At 27.1% G+C, this 17,310-nt stretch carries 9 protein-coding genes; 1 reads left to right on the forward strand and 8 read right to left on the reverse strand.

Going from position 1 to position 17,310, the window contains the following annotated elements; all coding sequences use genetic code 4:
* The 6 genes from Q349_RS02540 to Q349_RS02565 all read right to left on the reverse strand — a co-directional run bounded on the left by Q349_RS02540 (position 1) and on the right by Q349_RS02565 (position 4,881).
* Entirely contained in the window at positions 1 to 1,089 is a 1,089-nt protein-coding gene (locus Q349_RS02540; RefSeq protein WP_036464781.1) for a nicotinate-nucleotide adenylyltransferase, read from the reverse strand.
* Positions 1,090 to 1,096: 7 nt separating this feature from the next.
* The gene (locus Q349_RS02545; RefSeq protein ID WP_036464783.1) at positions 1,097 to 2,356 is read right to left on the reverse strand and encodes a Y-family DNA polymerase; all 1,260 of its coding nucleotides are present in this window, start codon (positions 2,354 to 2,356) and stop codon (positions 1,097 to 1,099) included.
* Complete coding sequence (locus Q349_RS02550; protein ID WP_036464784.1) at positions 2,337 to 2,765, reverse strand: iron-sulfur cluster scaffold-like protein; 429 nt, start codon at positions 2,763 to 2,765, stop codon at positions 2,337 to 2,339. Before Q349_RS02550 ends, Q349_RS02545 begins: the two co-directional genes overlap by 20 nt.
* The gene (locus Q349_RS02555) at positions 2,755 to 3,900 is read right to left on the reverse strand and encodes an aminotransferase class V-fold PLP-dependent enzyme (RefSeq protein WP_036464786.1); all 1,146 of its coding nucleotides are present in this window, start codon (positions 3,898 to 3,900) and stop codon (positions 2,755 to 2,757) included. Before Q349_RS02555 ends, Q349_RS02550 begins: the two co-directional genes overlap by 11 nt.
* An 8-nt stretch (positions 3,901 to 3,908) precedes the next feature.
* Positions 3,909 to 4,166 carry a hypothetical protein gene (locus Q349_RS03390; protein WP_156932527.1) on the reverse strand — a complete coding sequence of 86 codons (258 nt, stop codon included), beginning with the start codon at positions 4,164 to 4,166 and terminating at the stop codon, positions 3,909 to 3,911.
* A gap of 211 nt (positions 4,167 to 4,377) precedes the next feature.
* Positions 4,378 to 4,881, reverse strand: coding sequence for a transcription antitermination protein NusB (locus tag Q349_RS02565; protein ID WP_051616775.1), 504 nt, complete (start codon positions 4,879 to 4,881; stop codon positions 4,378 to 4,380).
* 350 nt (positions 4,882 to 5,231) lie between these two features.
* Here Q349_RS02565 and Q349_RS02570 point away from each other — a divergent pair, with 350 nt between their 5' ends.
* A complete protein-coding gene (locus tag Q349_RS02570) occupies positions 5,232 to 13,505 on the forward strand; it encodes a phosphatidylinositol-specific phospholipase C domain-containing protein (RefSeq protein WP_036464791.1) in 8,274 nt (2,757 codons plus the stop codon).
* Between the two features lie 54 nt (positions 13,506 to 13,559).
* On the opposite strand, the gene Q349_RS02575 is transcribed toward Q349_RS02570, so the two are convergent.
* Both Q349_RS02575 and Q349_RS02580 read right to left on the reverse strand, forming a co-directional pair.
* Positions 13,560 to 15,515: an ABC transporter ATP-binding protein gene (locus tag Q349_RS02575; RefSeq protein WP_036464792.1), complete on the reverse strand. Its 1,956-nt coding sequence runs from the start codon at positions 15,513 to 15,515 to the stop codon at positions 13,560 to 13,562.
* A complete protein-coding gene (locus Q349_RS02580; protein ID WP_051616777.1) occupies positions 15,508 to 17,286 on the reverse strand; it encodes an ABC transporter ATP-binding protein in 1,779 nt (592 codons plus the stop codon). Before Q349_RS02580 ends, Q349_RS02575 begins: the two co-directional genes overlap by 8 nt.
* Positions 17,287 to 17,310 lie beyond the last annotated feature (24 nt).

Below are 17,310 nucleotides of genomic sequence, written 5' to 3' on the forward strand. Positions count from 1 at the left end.
TTATTCCATGAGCTTTCTATAAATTTGTTCTTGTCTTTGATCAAATACGATTCCTTTGTTTATGTTGAATTGATAAGTTCGTTTGACAACCGCTTTAAATCCTTCATCCAAATTCTCAAAAACAAGCTCTCTAAGTTTTTGTATACCCTCAAAGCGACGACCTTGGCAAATTTTATCAGCAATAAAAACAATTTTATCCAAATCACTAATTTGCATATTTTGACGATCATCTAAAGTAGTATGAACTAAAATGGCATGTAAAATTGCTTGATCTTGTAGCTTATATTGGTGCTTAGCTCAAATATAACCGCAAATTTGGTGAAGTTCGTGCCGTTTAGCCGAGCTAAATTCAGGAGCAAATTCCTGAATGTACAGTTTTGCTTGCTCTGGATCTCATTCTTTGGCAATATCATGCATGATTCCAGCTAAATATGCTTGACGAGCATTAAAACCGTGTTTTTTGGCTAATTCAGCAGCAAAATCTCCCGTAGCTAAACAATGCTTAGCTCTTTTGGCACTTAACATTGAATGAATAATTTTTTCTAAATATAGACCATGTGCTTGAATATAATCAATAACTTGCTCATCAACGCTATCTAAATAGCCTTTTTTAAATTCAGTTGAAGAAAAATCTCAAATTGGATTATTTAAAATGATTGCATTAAATTTCTTAGCATTAATTTTGTTAACTTTCTTTTGGCGTTTGAAAATAACAATTTGTGCTAATTTAGAAATTTCATCGATGTTTTTTCATTTATCTAATTTCGGTAAATTATCGCTTCCTACAATTAAAAATAATTCATCATTAGGATATTTGTGTTTAAAATATTTTAAAGTATCAATGGTGTAACTCACGCCACCTCTTTTAATTTCAAAATCACTAACTTCCATTTTATCTTTAAGCACTAAATTAATCATATTTAATCGATCTTGTGCTTTAACTGCTTTAATTTTAGATTTAAAAGGTGAAATGTTAGTTGGCACAAAGATTAATTTATCTAAATTTAGATTCTCAATGGAATATTGAGCAACATTAATATGTCCTTGATGAATCGGATCAAAAGATCCTCCATAAATTGCTATTCTCATAGTTCTCCTATCGTTTTTTAAAAACAAATCCTTCAAGAGCATACTTATTAACTCTTGCTTTGATATTTTGTCTTTCTTGAATGTTTTTTAACGTTCTTAAAAGTGGTTTTTTCATTTGCCTATTAACTTGTGAAATAATACGATTAATGGCCATATTAGAGGCATTCTCGCTAGAATGCGAACTAAATAACTCTATAGATTCTTGGTTATTGAAGTAAAAAATTAAGTTGCTAAGACGAATTCCTAAACCAATAATATTTGATTCAAGATAATACTTATCAAATAAGTATTTAGCAATTTGAAATATTTTTTGATATTCATTAGTGTAATGGTCAATTTTATGATTTTTTAAAACTCATTTTTTGTTATCAAAGCGCACACATAAAGTAATGACATTACCAACCATACCTTGTCTTTTAGCTCTAAATGAGACTTTTTTAGATATTTCAATAAGTGAATCATATAAATTAATTTCACTTAAGTTTTCTCTATCAAAAGTAATCTCGTTGCCTATTCCCTTTGGTATATTATTTTGCGGCATTAAGTGCTCATAAATTGATGGGTCAATATTTTTTAATCATGTTTTATAAACAATACCAAAAACCGACTGAAAAACATAATCATTAATTGGTTTTTCAACTAAGTCTTGAATTTTAAAAATCCCAAGTTTTTTTAATTTAGAGCTTGAGGCTTTTCCGATGCCATGAAAATCACTAATAGGTAAATTAAAAAAATGCTCTTTGTAATTAATCTCGTTAGTTAAGCCAACTCCAAAAGGTTTAGAAATATTGGTTGTCATTTTAGCAAAAAAAGGCTTATATGAAATACCAATAGTAATTGGAATATCAAATTTTGCTAAAATTTCTTTTTGGATTTTTCTTGCAATTTGAATTGCATGATGATCGTCTAAAATATTTTGTCTCAATTCAATATAACACTCATCAATTGAAGCAACATTAATAATTGAAGCATAATGCATTTCTAAATAATCAAAAATATTGGTAGATATTTGAGTGAATAATTCAAAATTTGCTTCAACAAAAACGGTTTTAGGCTCAATTTTTAAAATTTCAAAGCGGTTCATGCCTGCTTTAGCACCTTTTGAACGCAAATCATAACTTACTGATGTAGCAATTGATTTATAATTTGGTTTGCCAATTGCTAGTGGGGTGTTTTTTAAATCAGTTCGAACAGTTCGAATAGCACTAACAAAATATGAGTCAAAATCAATATGAAAAATATAAGGTTTATTTATTTTTGTATGCATCTAAGAAATTTTTGGCAGTTAATAAAGCACAAGTAGTTCGATTTAAATGCACTTTGACATTAAAGAAAACCCAAAGATCACCTAAGGAATTAATTTGTTCTTCACTTATAGGTTCTTGCATTACAAATCGAGTAAAGTCTTCAATTAAAACTTGAATTTCTTCTTTGGTTTTGCCTAGCGCTTGTTTAATAAATAAATCTGTAGCAGCTAAAAACACAGCACATCCATGTCCGTCAAATTCAGCTGATGATAATTTATTATCAATGTAACTAGTTTTAAGGATTAATTTATCTTGACAAGTAGTACTAAAAAAAGTAGGCTCTTGTTCTGGATCTAATTTTGTCTTAAATTCAGGTTTTGTATAATGCGACATGATAATTTCACGTGCTTGATTTGAATTAAAACGCATAAAAATCACCTCCATTTTTTAATGCTTCAACGAGCATATCAATATCTTCAAAAGTATTATAAATACCTAAACTAATTCTTAAATATGAATAAGTATCTTTAATATTGCGAAGATAGTGAGCACAAAAAATTCCGGCAATAGTATAAATGTTTTTGGTTCCTAAATACGTTGCTACATCTTGAGAATTAATCCCTTTAACATTCAACAAAACAATATAATCACCAGGTTGTGAAAAAACTTCAATATTATCAAGAGAATTGAGTTTTTGATGCAAATAAACACTTAAATCATTTAAGATTTTTTGAGTTTGCTCATATCCAATACTAAAAAAATAATCAAGAGATTTATTAAACATAAAAAGGCCAGCTAAGTCGGGAGTTCCTGGTTCAAAAACACTAATTGTGTCTTTTTTTGTTCACTCTAGATTTTTTTTAATCTCAGAAATTGAACCTCCACCAAATTTGGCTGGTTTTAGATTGATAAGCAATTCCTTTTGAATAGCCAAAACACCTAATCCTGTTGGGCCATAGAATTTATTTGCACTAAAAGCAATAAGATGGCTCATTTTTAGGCTTGTTTTACTATGAGCAATGCTTTGGGCTGCATCATTAATAAGTAAAGCCCCAACTTGTTCCGCCTTTTGATAAATACTATCAAGGTTGTATGAAACTTTAAAATTATTTGATTCTTGAGATAAAGCAATAATTTTGGTTTTGGAATTAATCAAGGGTTCAAGATCTTCTGCAACAATAACTTTTGCTTTTGTTTTTAATGAAATCTCGTGTCAAGGAATCATATTTGAAGCATGGTTATAAGCGCTTAGTAAAATTTCATCATCAGGTTGCAAAAAGTCACAAAGCATAGTAGCAGCTAAATTTAATGATTCAGTTGTACCTGAAGTAAATATAATTTCAGATTCTTCAGCATCAATTAAATTAGCCACTTTCTGACGAACTTCATTAATAGCTTGATTAACCACATTTCCAAGTGGAGTATCAGCAGTGCGAGAAGAAATTGAAATATTACTATAAAAATTTGTAATAGCATCAATTGCAATTTGCGGCTTTAAAACTAAAGCTGCTGAATCAAAATAAATAATCTTATTTGCCATTGGAAAATCTTTTTTAAAATTCATATTAACTCCTATTTAACTGCTCTAAGTAATCGAATTAAAATTGGATTGTACCCAGGAATTAATTTAAATTGATCCAAAAAACAAAAATAGTATTGCCGTTTTTGAGCATTAACTTCAATTTTGTTTTGCTTTAAATAAGGCTGAGTAACTAGATAAGGGATTTTTAATTTAGCAAGAGACATTTTATATGAAAGATGATAAAAAGTAAAAAAATAAAAATTTCTAATCATTTCTTGTTGTTCGTTTGTAGAATCTTTCTTAAACATTAATTTTGAATTAAATTCATTGATGAACTGATCTAGAGTGTCTCATTTTTTTTCATAAAAATTTGACAAAAACTGATGCTCCGTTTGCTCAATAAGGCCAATTTGCTGAAACTCAAATAATGTTAATTTGATAATTTTTTTTCAAAAGAAAAAATAAGATCGATATTTACGTGAAATTAAATATTTTTTTACTCAATTAAATTTGAAAAAATTAAGAAGATTTGTTTTCAAGAGAAACTAATAATTTGTAGTAATTTTGTAAAATAGCATTAACAAAACGATATTGTTTTAAATCATGTTCATTAATAACTTGATCTTTTTCATTGTATATCTTTTCTGGCACAAAAAAGCTTTTAGTAATTTCAATTGCTTCATTAATTACTATTTTAGGTTCTATGTAAAACATCTCGCTTGCTCCGTTAAGCAAAATCGCTCTAATAACCGGAGAAATTCTAGTTCATTTTCAATCATAATCTAGAAGCGAAATTAAAAATCCTTTTAGTGTTTTGTAATTTTTTGCAATAGTATCAATTTTTTGAATTTGTGATCGATCTAAAAATTCATAATTTTCAAAAACATCGCTAATTTCAATATTTTCATTTAAAAGTTCATATTTGTAAAGAACTTGAATTACTTCTAATCTTGATTTTCTACGGCCTTTTTTATTATTATTTTTAGTATGATGTATTTTTTTGGTTGTATCAGAAGATATCATGATAAACTCCTTTCAAAATCACTTGATAATTTGATAAATAATTTATTTTAATTTTATATTTTTTTAATCTTATTTAAAAAATAAATATAAAAATATAATTCATTTTTTATTTGGAATTTTTAATCAAAATCAGGCCTTTTACTTTAAAGTAAAAAGATTGTTAAATTTGAATTTATGGGCCTTAAATTAGTGATTTATTCAGCAAAAATATCACAATATTTTCATTTTGATTAAAAAAGTAATTAAAAATAAAATTTATATTACCGATATTTCAAATAAGTTATAAAATTTAAAGTTAATACACGCATAAAGAAAAATAAAAAAGGAATTTTAATTTTAAAGGAGAGTTTATGAAAAAAACCAGTAAACAATCAAAAATTATTATTGGAACAATTGCTGGAGGTTCAATCATGGGAATCGCCATTGCTTTAGGAGTTGCTTACGGTAATATACCTAAATTGAAGGTTGAAAAAAATGAACCAAATTTATTCCCAAATCCTGGTCCTCAACAACAAGAAAAACCTACAGTTACTATAAAACCTCAAGATACCAACTCTAGTAAACCTAATAATCCTATAAAAATCGAAAATCCAAATATTGAAAATAATAATGATAATTCAGATAATTCAAATACTTCTGAAAATGACGAAAACACTCAAGCAAAATGAGAAAAACTAAAAGCAGAAGAACTTAAGAAATTAAAAGAAATCGCCAACAATATTGTTTTTGACTACCAAAATAAAAACACTGTTTACCCTGGTTCAGATACTAATAATAAACTAGAAAAAATAAAACTAGAACCTAGTTTAACAGAGCAAAATTGAATAAAAATAGGAAATCAAAAATATAAAAAGAATAACGTAATCTTAGAAATTTTAGATTTCTCTAATATTAATGCAGTTAAAGGAAATGTAGTTGTTAATTTTAGATTAACCTCAGATCAAGATGGATTAAAAACCATTAATTTTGAATCTCAAAAGGAAATTTCTGGTTTTTTAAATGAAGTTGGTCGTCTAAATCAAATAATTACTCAAAATATTGGTCATATTTTTCAAGATTTAGCATCAATGCAAGATAAGCAAAAATCTGCATCTATTTTTTATAATAAATTAAAAAATAAGCTTGATGATTACCTTCAAAAACAAGGTTATAATGCCATAACAAATGATTTGCACGCTGAAATTTTTAATAATTTTGGTTCAATTAAAAACATTAGCTTTAAATTACAATCAACCCTATATGCAAACCAAGTTTCAGACATAGAATGATTTGCACAAGAAATAACAGGTTTTGAAGAAGATGATAACGAAGTTGGTCGTCTTCGTGGAATTGTTGATAATTTAAGAATTTCATACCAAAACAAAGAAAATATTATCCCATATAAAACTAGAGATTTAAATTTAGATGATCTAATAATTCAAGGTAATTGACAAAAAATCAATAACCAAAGCTATGAAAATACCGAATTAAATGCCAAAATTCAAAAAATAGCCTTTAATGAAGTTGATCCAAAAAATGGAGTTATTGGAATTGAATTTGAAATTGAATCTACTAGAAATGAATTTGAGGGAGTGACATATCAAAACCCATCAAAAAGAATTGATGGATTTAAAACAGAATTTGCAAGAGTAGATACAATCGCAAAAGAATTAAACGAAACAATTGATTTTAATCAGTTAACAAGTAACTTAAAAAACCGTTCAGCTAAATATGCTAATTCACAACTTTTAAGCTTAATTAATGATTCATTAAAAGCTCAAAATGTAGTTGTAACTAAGTTTTCTGATAGCGTAAATAATGATGAAGGAAAAATCGAAAACATTACATTTAAATTAACATCATCAATTCAAGGTTTAAATGATGTTACTAGTGCTTGATACATTTTTAATAAATCAGCAATTGGATTTAAAAATAAACAAGATTTATATAACCAAATAAATAAAACCAAAATTTATTTTGATTATCAAAATAAGGCAAATACAGTTGTTTATAGAATTAATGATTTAAATGAAAACGAACTATATGTCGAATCAGACAAATCTAGTGTTGTTTTAGCATCTTATGAACCAAGAGAAATAAAAAACACAAACCAATCTTGAATCCGTAATAATAATGGCTTTGAAAAAGGGAATCTAGTTGCAAATAATTTCGTCTTTTCTAATTTAAATAGCTCACTAGGAAGTGTCTCTTTATCATTTGATCTTTCTGTTAGTGACCTAGATTTTGATGATGTTTTTGTTAAAAAAACCCAAAAAATTAGCTCATTTAAAACAGAAGTTCAACGTCTTAATGATTTAGTAGGAATTATTAATAATAAATTTGAAAGCAACCCTAATTTATTTAATGAATTAATAGCCTTTACCAAAAACCGTTCAGCTAAATACGCAAACGAAAAATTAAAAGAAATATTAAGCAAATACTTAGAGTCTCTTCAAATAAATGCTCAAATTAATTCTCTTACAACTACTTTAGATAACGAAAACGGAAGCATTCATGATATTAAATTTGACTTAAAATCAACAATTGCTGGTTATGAAAATACTGTAAGCACAATAAAAACAAATGCCCTAAGTGCAAGTGGATTTAAAACTAGAAATCAATTATTAAACCAAATTAAAACTTTACAGTTAAATTTTGACTACAAAAACAAAGAAAACATTGTCCCTTATGGTTCTGAAAGCCTAAGCATTAACAATATTAACTTAGGAAATAATTGAAAAAATAATCAAAATCAATTTGTTAAAAACCAATTTACAATTGCTAATGTAAACTTTTCAAATTTTAATCCTCGTTTAGGAACTGTAAATGTTGAATATGTAGTACAAATTCAAGATCCTGATTTTAGAAATGTAAATTGAGCAACAAGTTCTTCAATTTCTGGATTCAAAACTGAAATGCAAAGATTAAAACAAATCAGCGATTCATTACAAAGTAACAATGTAATACGTGATTTATTTACAAATCAAGAAAAGCAAAATACATTTGCATCTGAAATAACAAAAAATCAAATTTTAGAAAAACTAAATAAAAAACTTAAAAACCAAAGTGCTCAGATTCTTGATTCAAATTTAACTATATCGGCAAATAATGAATACGGACAAATTACCCTAACCTATCAAATTAATTCAACTAAAGCAAATCTTAGTGATCTTAAAAGTTCAATTAATGATAGAGATAATTTAATTAGTGGTTTTTTAAGTATTCCAGTTGTATTAGCAAAACTTAATTCAGAAAATATTACATTTGATTTCCAAAATAAAGAATCTATTTTACCTGAATTTAACTGGTCAACACAAATTCCTTTTGAGAAAATTTCATCATCTGATACTCAATGAATTAAGCAGGATAATACTTGAATTAATAGAACTAAAAAAATGAAGGTGAAAGATTTCCAAATAATCAATGTAGATCCAAAGCTTGGAGAGTTAAAAATTCAATACAAAATCATTTCTACCATAAATCCTTCTTTAAACATAGAAAGTTCAACCAAAACAACAACTATTGTTGGATTTAAAACTATTTACCAAGTGCTTCAATCATACGTTGAAAGCTTCCCTCAATGATCATCACTTTATTCAAAAGAAGAAAAACAAAGAAGTGCAGAGTCACAAATTACAAGCTTAGAAACAAAAATTAAGGCTTTCTTAAAAACAAAAAATCAAAATAACCAAGATAAATACCCTAATATTGAAGTTCAAGATTTTTCTTACGATAATGCACAATTAAATAACGGAATTATAGGGAACATAAACTTCAAGATTGCTTCCACAATAGCAGGCCTTACAGATGTTAAAGTACAAGTTCAACCACAAGAAATTAGTGGCTTTTACACTCGTGAACAAGAACGTAATCGTTTAATGAAATTATCTAAAGAATTAAGATTTGCATATCCAAATAAAGAAAATATCGTACCTTATGAAAAAGCTTCAATTCAGGTCGATGAAATTAAAGTATCAAATTGAAATAATCAATTAGTTAATACCCAAAGAAAAGCTCAGGTAGAAAATATCACCATAACTGAAGCTGACCCAATTGAAGGTGATATTAGATTTAACTATACTTTAAAAAGTAAAAATCAAGATTTTAGTGATTTATCAATCGAAAATTATTACCAAATAAGCGGATTTAAAACTGAACAAGCAAGACTTGATTCAATTATTAGCAGCAATGCTCTTCCTGTTTTAAAAGATTTATTTAATACAGAAGAACGTAAACAATTACCTTCATCAGCATATGCTTCACTTAAAGATAAAATCAATGCTTGATTTACCCAACAACAACAAAATGTAGAAATTCAAGATTTAAAATTTGTTGTAAATAATAGAATTGGTGCAATTGAAAATATTTCTTATAAGTTAAAATCAACTAAAATTCCTTCAGTTATTTCAAATAGAAGAACATCACAAATTACTATAAATGGATTTTCAAATAGTACTAACGAAAGCGCTCGTTTAAATCAAATTTCAACAAACTTTACCATAAATTACCAAGGAAAAGAAAGTATTATCCTTTATGATTCAAGTGCTATTCAACTGGACAAATTAGAAATTGAAGGTTGAGAGAAAAACCAAAGCAATGAATTTGTTAACAATAATTTACAAGCTAAATTAACCAATATTCGTTTTGGAGCAGCAAATCCTTTATCTTCTGAATTAACAGTAACTTATAATATTCAATCAACAGATCCGCAATTTAGTCAAAGTAAATTAGAAAATCAAACAAAAACAATTTATGGCTTTAAAACAGAATATCAAAGAATTAATGAAATTACAATAAGTCTACAATCAGATTCTCAAAGTGAAGCAAATAATTGATTTAGTGCTCAGGAAAAAAATAATAATACAAATGAAGAAATTTCTAAATTACAAGAAAAAATTTCTTCTTGAATTAGTGAAAAAGCACAAAACGTTACTTTAACTGATTTAACATATTTAAATTTTGCCGACGAAGGTAAAATCAAAAATATAAGTTTTAAAATTCAATCAACAAAAGATAATTTAACAAATGTTAAATCAACAAATGCAATTAATGTTGAAGAAATTTCAGGCTTTAAAACTTCAAATTCTATTAAAGAAGAACTAAATAACACAACAATTAATTTTGACTACGATAATAAAACAAATGTTGTTCCATACTTTAGTAATAAAATGGATATAAATGGATTAAATTCTTCATTGCAAAATCAAGGATGAAATAAAAGTTCAAATGATTCAAATGTATATAATAAAAACAATATTGAATTAAGATTATTAAATTTCAAAGATGCCTCACCTAAAGATGGAACAATAAAAATCGATTATACACTTAGTTCAACTCTTCAAAACTTCAATTCTATTTCTGTTTCTAAAACAGCAACAATTAACGGTTTTGAAACTGAAGTATCAAGATTAAATAAACTTGTTGACAAACTTGAAAGAGAAAGAAAAATTGCTACATTAATTAATAACCAACAAAAAATGTTACCTTCACAACTTGATAAAACTACAATTCTAAATAAATTTAATGAAAATCTAAGTAGTGAAAATGCAACTTTAAAAGAAAACAATCTAACCATTGTTGCTAATGATAAAAATGGTACCTTGACAATTACTTATGCTTTAACTTCAAAAATACCTAATAATAATGATTACATTTATTATGAAGATATTGTTTCAAAACAAAATAATACAGATAATGTAATTCAAGGCTTCAAAACCAATTATGATATCTCTACCGAAAAATTAAACACCCAATGAAACACACAAAATATCGAAATATATTTTGAAGATAATCAATTAAAAAATACAACGACTGTTGATAATGCTTCAGTTTGAGATAAAGCAAAATATAAATATAGATCAATTTCATCACCAATTTCCAACAATTTATCAGCTAATATTTTAGGTATTTTTGGATACGATTCTATAAATGGAAAAGTAGTTGTTGCTTATCAAATTGTTGATAACGAGGAATCACATAGCAATGCTTCAGGTCAAAAACCAACATCTAAGACATACTTTAAAGTTATTGAAGGATTCTTGAAAGAAAAAGACCGTATTAATAGCCTATTAAGTACAACAGTTAATCAAATATCATATACAAATACAAATAAAGAAAATACATTCCCTTCAACAGTATTAAGCTCACAAATTCAAGTTGATAATAGCCAGCAAAGCACTCAATTAATAAAAATAGAAGATTTAGCTCAAAACAACCTTACTGCCAACGATGATAATGGAACATTAGCAGTTCAATATAACTATATTTCAACCAAAACACAAGATCAATTATTTAAATTTGCACAAAATTTAAATTCAAATACATTAACTGAAAATGATTTAACTTCCTTAAGAAATCAACAACAAGAACTTGGGTTTACTCAACCAAATGCTAATAATTTAAGTGTAACTTCAACAAAACAATTTGATGGCTTTTTAAGTAGACCAATTTATTTACAAAGAAGAAAAAATCAATTACTTGAGCTTGAACGCAATAAAGAATATTTAAACAATAGTGAAGACTTTTACTTTGAAACTGAAATTAACAGTGCTGCAAACTTAGAATATAATAGCGCTATTACTAAATTTGAACAACTAGAAACTCAAATTAACGAGAAAAATCAACTTAAGCAAAATACTATAAACCAATATACAAATATGTACACATCACTTAATCAAAGCACAAAAGACAAAATGATTAGTGATATTCAAAATTGAAATACAACAGCAGAAAATGCAAATCAAGCATTAGAAACAATTAAAAACACCTATCAAGAGATTAATGATTTCATTAATAATAATATCCAAAGTAGCATTAACAGCCTAAATTCTGTAAAGCAAAATGAAAATATTTATGCGCATGCTTATGATGATACTAAACAAAAATATGAACTTTTAATTGATGCACTAGATAAATATCTTAAAAACCAGTTTGTTAATATTTCAAGCATCGACGGAACTATTTGAACTGCAGATGTCGCAAAACCAAATGATACTTTATGAAGCATTGAGCAACTAAGAGAAGCAAATGAAGCAGTAAATAGATTAATTCAAAAAATGACTGAAACTACAAAAGAATATAACGATATAATGCAAAAAATTAACAGTCAAGAAAAATTAACAAACGGAGAAAAACAAGCTCTAAAAGCAAAATTAGACATTGCTAACTCAATATCAAGTAGAAATAAAGTAGCTTCTCTAGCCGAAGGAATAAATTACAAAAAAGGTAAATTTATTGCTGAATTTTTCACAAACAATACTGCATTTAATGAAGCACAAAAAGCTATGTTTCAAGAATACTTAAATACAATGATATGAGAAGATTCTGAAAATAGTTTAATAATTGATGAGGTCAAAAAATTAGAACCTAATGCTAAAACCAATGAACAAATTCAAATTATTGCTACTCCTTTAAATAGCGAAATGAAAAAAATAAGAAAATTAATTGAAGAATTTAAAGGAATGACAAGCAATCAAAGTAGCAAAATTCGTTATAATATGGCTTCATCTAATTTCCAAGATGCTTTAGAAGCAACTAAAACAGCAGCTGAAAAATTAATAAATAATGAGAATCCACAGATTTCTACTATAAAAACTTGAAATACTCAAATTTCACAACCTGAAAATAGCAACTGATCATTAGAACCAACAAAAGAATTGTCTAAATTATTTGACAAAGCAAATGATGATTTAATAAAAAATATTGCTATTAAAATACTTATTGATGCAAATGATTTAAAACATTGAATGTCTCATGTAAACGGAAATAAACGTTTATCAGATTTAAGCATACCTGGAACACACGATAGTGCTATGTTTAGCGGAAGAGGGATTGCTTGAACGTTTGGAAGGGCATGAGCAAGAACCCAAAGTCTTTCGTTCCAAAACCAATTAAACATTGGAGTGCGTTTCTTCGATATTCGGATTAAAGATAATGATAATTTAGAAATAGGTCACGGAGCTTCTTGAGCTGATGGAGTAAGTTTAGAAAACGTTTTAAATATAATGAAGAAATTCTTAGCTGAAAACCCTTCTGAAACAGTTATTATCAGAATGAAAGACGAAAATATGAATGTATCGTCGATGAGCTTTGAACGTAAAGCATTTTTAAGAAACAAGATTCAAAATACACTAGATAAATTTGAACAAATACTTTGAAAAAATCCAACACCTAATGATAAAGTTTGAAATGTAGGAAATCGACAAAATCCTACGTTAAATGAACTTAGAGGTAAAGTATTTATTATGAATAACTGACATGATCAAATTTACTATTCAAATAAATACGGTATTTACTTTTCAAGTTATTCTCAAAATAACTTTAGAATGCAAGACTTTTGAGATCTAGAAGTACAAACTAAAAAAGAAGTAATAGTTGATCAATGAAAAGTTTGAGCAGACGAATACGAAGGCACTAAGCAAAAGATAAGCGACCCTAATAGATGAGAGGTTTTCATAAACTTTACTTCGATGTCACATAATAATAGTCAACCATGATGAACAGCAGAACAAATTAATCCTTACCTTAAAAAATATATAGATGATCACCACAGGGATATAACTAGATCTGGAATTATGGTATTTGACTTTGTTGATAAAAGTTTAACACTCCCTGTTGTTTACTACAACATTACCGAGAATATTTAATTTATTTAAGTTTAAATTAAAAAACGAATAGAATATAGTCTATTCGTTTTTTAATTATGCTAATTCGGTTAATTTTTTTCAAAGATTATAATAAAAGCCTTTTTGACTAATTAATTGATCATGTGAACCCGTTTCTATAATTTCTCCATTATTTAACACAATTATTTTACTTGCGTTTTTAATAGTACTTAAACGGTGAGCAATAATAAAACTTGTTCGATTATTCATCAATGAATCCATTGCTTGCTGAACAAGAAATTCAGTTTTTGTATCGATATTAGAAGTAGCTTCATCTAAAATCACAACAGGAGTGTCTTGGTATGAAGCTCTAGCAATAGATAATAATTGTTTTTGCCCTTGAGAAAGCTCAGAACCGCTTTCAAGCAAGTAAGTATCATACCTATCTTGTTGATTCTCTATATAGTAAGAAATATTGGCTATATTAGCACTTCTAGCAACTAAATCATCAATAATATTGTCAGCTCCATATCCAATATTATTTTTTATAGTATCACTAAATAAATTAGTATCTTGCAAGACCATAGTTAAAGATTGGCGTAAAGATTTTTTATCAATATCTTTAATATTAATCCCATCATAATAAATATTACCTTGCTGAATTTCGTAAAAGCGATTGAGCAAATTAATAATTGTGGTCTTTCCAGCACCAGTAGGACCTACAAAAGCAATTTTTTCTCCTGGATAAGCGTGCAATGACACATTTTTAAGAATCATGTTTTGATCATTATAACCAAATCAAACATTCTTAAATTCAACTTCTCCTTTAACTAATTCATATTTAAATCCATTATTAGTTGGTATTTTTCATGCATATAAACTAAAAAGATCACTTCTTGGTTTTTCAATATATTTGTTATCAGTTTTTAAAACCTTAACCAAAGTTATTTTACCTTCATTATTTTCAAGTTGTTCATCAAAAATATCAAAGACTCTTTTAGCTCCAGCTGTTGCCATAATAATCACATTTGATTGTTGAGCCACACTGACAATAGGTCTAGTAAATGAGCGTACAAACTGAGTAAATGATACTAAAGTTCCGATACTAAGCCCAAATAATTTAATAACTTCTGGATTTTTGCTAGTAATAATGAGACCACCAATAATTGAAATTAGTGCAAAAATAACATTTCCTCAATTATAAATAATGGGGAACATTAAATTAGCAATATTGCTAGCCTTGCGTTCGCTAGTATATAATTTTTTGTTAATCTTTTGAAAACTTAAAAAAGATTCATCTTCATAATTAAAAGCTTTAATAACTTTTAGCCCAGCAAACATTTCTTCTGCAAAACCACTTAATTGTCCATTATCAATTTGTCTCTGTTGGAAAAACTTCCCTGTCTGCTTTCCTAGAATCTTGATTATAAATAAAACAAAAGCAACCAAAAGAATTGTAATAATAGTTAAAATTCAACTAAATCAAACCATTAGAGAAAACGAAACCACAATAGTAATTAGTGCATTAATTGTAACAGGGATACTTTGGCTTAAAAATTGCCTTAAAGTATCAACATCACTAGTAAATCTTGTTAAAAGTTCACCTTTTTGTTGCTGGTCAAAATATTTAATCGGTAACCCTTGAATATGTTTATATAAATCACGTCTCATTTTAGCAATGGTAACATAAGTGATTTTAATACTAATTCATTGGTACATTAATTGTGAAAAAATCGTAATTGCAAAAAACAAAATAGCAAGAAAAACTCAAATTCAAAAATTGTTTCAATCAAAAACATCATACATGTTTTGTCCTAATTGCCGTGATTGCTCAAATGCAGGAGTTATAAAATTATCAATAACAATTTTTCCAATAAAAAGCTGATTAAAAATAGTTCCTAGATTATTCAAAAATACAAAAAAGAGAATTTGAATAAGACCTAATTTATGATTTTTTCATAGTAATTGAAAAGATCTTTTAAGAGTATTTGCTACATATTTAGCATCAGTTTTTGATCTTTTTAAATTCTGCAAATTATTTCTTTTACTCATCAAGGCTCCTTGAGGCTTGTTGTGATTGATAAATTGATTTGTAAAATTCATTGTTATTAAGTAATTCTACATGGGTTCCTTGTGCAATAATGCTTCCGCCTTCAATAACAATAATTTGATCCGCGTGACTAATTGAATTAACTTTTTGAGAAATAATAATTTTTGTACAATTTTGTACTTTATTTTTTAAGGTTTGCTTAATTAATAACTCTGTTTTTGCATCAAGTGCTGATGTAGAATCATCTAAAATCAAAATCTTAGGTGATTTTAATAAGCTTCGAGCTATGCATAATCTTTGTTTTTGTCCACCACTAAAATTTGTACCACCTTGTTCAACTATTGTATCGAGTTTGTGTTCTAAATTGCGTACATAATCACCAATTCCGGCTTGATCTAATGCTTCAAAAATTTCTTGGTCAGTTAGATCTTTTTTAGCTAAAAGCATATTGCTTCTAATTGTTCCGCTAAATAAAATATTTTTTTGAAAGACAAATGAAACAGCATCTCTAAGGGAATGGATATTATATTCTTCAACAGGCGTTTCTCCTACATATACTTTACCTTCTGTTGCTTCATAAAAACGTCCAATGAGCGAAATCAATGTGCTTTTTCCACTACCTGTACGCCCAATTATGCCTAATGTACTTCCAAAAGGTACTTCAAGATTGATGTTGCTAAGAGAATATTCTTTATCATTATTGTATTTAAAAAAGACATTTTTAAAATGGATCGAGCCATCAACAACTTCTTTTTTGCCATTTAAATTTTCATCAATTGAAGGGGTTTCATGAATAATTTCTGAAATTCTTTTTAAACTTGGTCCTGCAATTACAATGGCCCCTGTTACCATAATTAAAATTAAAATCGATCCAGATACTTGTCAAATATAAGAAGTAAAAGCTACAAGATCTCCTATTTCTATATTACCCATTAAAATAAAATTAGTTCCTTGAATTGCTAAAAAAACAATAGCAGCATAAATAATAAATGAAAAAGAAGGGGTTCCAAAAGCCACTATCTTTTCTGCTTTTACAATAATATTGTTAAGTTTATCAATTTTGTCAGAAACTTTAGAGTATTCCAAATCTTCTGTTACATAAGATTTAATCGTTCTCATACCTTGAAAGTTTTCTTGAATTTTTTGGTTTAAAAGATCGTAATTTTTAAACATTTTTTGATATAAAGGGAAGGCTCTAAATCAAATAATGACAAATAAAATAATTAAAGTAGGAATGAGAACCAAAAACATAAGAGATAATTGTGCATTAGTTGTAATTGAAAAAACAAGCGATAAAATTAACATAAAAGGAGCTCTAACCAATATTCTCAATGATTGATTAAAAGCATTTGTAATATTAACCACATCGTTGTTTAAACGATTAAGCAAAGCTCCTGTTCTAAACTTATCGATATTTTCATATGAAAATTGTGTAACTTTATAATATATAGAATTACGTAAATTTTGACCATATCCAGAAGCTGCTTTTGATGAAGTAAAACTTGAAATGATCCCAAAAATTAATCCTAAAATAGCTAATAAAATTAAAATTAGCCCATTTGAAAGTACCGCATCAAAATTAGTAATTGTGCTCTTTGAAATAGGATCATATTTTGATATTCCATCTTTAATTAAATAATTAATAAAAAAAGGCATCAAAACATTACAAATTGTTTCTAATAAAACTAAAAAAATTGTTAAAAATATTAACTTCCGATAACCATATGTCAATCTTCATATCACATTCTTTTCTAAGTGATTGTAATTAATCATAACTCTCCTTTCCTATGGTTTTAT

This window comes from Mycoplasmopsis sturni DSM 22021, from assembly GCF_000701485.1.
Classification (GTDB): domain Bacteria; phylum Bacillota_I; class Bacilli_A; order Mycoplasmatales; family Metamycoplasmataceae; genus Mycoplasmopsis; species Mycoplasmopsis sturni.